This window comes from Pseudomonas veronii (assembly GCF_001439695.1).
Classification (GTDB): Bacteria; Pseudomonadota; Gammaproteobacteria; order Pseudomonadales; family Pseudomonadaceae; genus Aquipseudomonas; species Aquipseudomonas veronii.
In genome coordinates this window covers 1-1,327 of the sequence record NZ_JYLL01000078.1, presented here as the reverse complement: position 1 = coordinate 1,327, position 1,327 = coordinate 1, and the positions used below count along the sequence as shown (strand labels likewise).

Annotated in this window: 1 protein-coding gene; it reads left to right on the top strand. The window is 57.7% G+C overall.

Annotated features, from left to right (window positions below):
• The first annotated feature begins 70 nt into the window (after positions 1 to 70).
• A protein-coding gene (locus TU80_RS32540) for an IS3 family transposase (protein WP_199918165.1) occupies positions 71 to 1,290 on the top strand; the annotation gives its coding sequence in 2 pieces (ribosomal slippage) (positions 71 to 416 and positions 416 to 1,290; 1,221 coding nt in all).
• Positions 1,291 to 1,327 lie beyond the last annotated feature (37 nt).

Sequence of the window (1,327 nt, the reverse complement as noted above, 5' to 3'; positions counted from 1 at the left end):
TGAACGAGCCCCATGAAAGACAGGACACCGTTTCCCCCTTACGATAAGGGATAGGCAAACGGGTATGTTTATGACTAACAGCAACGATAAGGGTGGTGAGCTGCTCGGCCAGGAACGCCGACGCCGCTGGAGCACCGACCAGAAGCTGGCCATGGTTCGCGAGAGTCTTGAGCCGGGACAAAGCGTGTCCGTGGTGGCCCGACGCAACGGCATCAACGCCAATCAGCTGTTCCTGTGGCGCAAGCTGTACCAGGACGGAAGTCTGTCGGCGGTCAGTGCTGGCGAAGCCGTTGTACCGGCGTCGGAACTGACCGATGCGCTCAAGCAGATCCGCGAATTGCAGCGGATGCTGGGCAAGAAGACGATGGAAGCCGAAGTCCTAAAAGAGGCCGTGGAGATTGCCCGGTCGCGAAAATGGATTGCGCACTCACCCTTGTTGCCGGGGGACGACCAGTGAAACTGGTCAGCAAATGTCTCGGTGTGTCGCGCTCGCAACTAACGGTTCGAATCAAGCAATCGGTATCGCCCAAAGTACGGCGACTTCGGCTCGTGAACGATACGGAATTGGTCGCTGAGATCAAGCAGCAAGTCAGCGAGCTACCAAGCTATGGCTACCGCCGCGTTTGGGGCTTGTTACGCCGCGAACGTGAAACCCGGTCGCGGCCACCGATCAACGTAAAGCGGGTCTATCGCGTCATGCGCGACCACAATCTGTTGCTGGAACGACGCATCAAGCAACCTGGCGTGCAACGCCGGCATGAAGGCCGCATCGCCGTTCAAACCAGCGACACTCGTTGGTGCTCGGACGGCTTCGAGTTCCGCTGTGACGATGGTGCGAAGTTGAGTGTAACTTTTGCTCTGGACTGCTGTGACCGAGAAGCCATCGGCTGGGTCGCCAGCCCAACAGGCTACAGCGGTGATGACATCCGAGACTTGATGTTGGAAAGCGTGGAGAAGCGTTTTGGCGATCAACTGCCAAGCACACCGGTGCAGTGGCTGAGCGATAACGGCTCGGCTTATATCGCCGAGCAGACGCGTCTGTTTGCTCGCCAGATCGGCTTGCAGCCGGTAACTACACCGGTGCGAAGCCCCCAGAGCAACGGTATGGCAGAGAGCTTCGTGAAGACGATCAAGCGTGATTACGTTGCGCATATGCCCAAACCGGATCGAGAAACGGCGCTGCGCAATCTGACGATTGCCTTCGAGCATTACAACGAGCAGCATCCGCACAGCGCGCTGAAATATCGGTCACCAAGAGAGTTTAGGCGCTTGGCAGCAGCATCAATTTAACGGGGAGTTGGTGTCCGGTTTGATAGGGGCAAGTCCA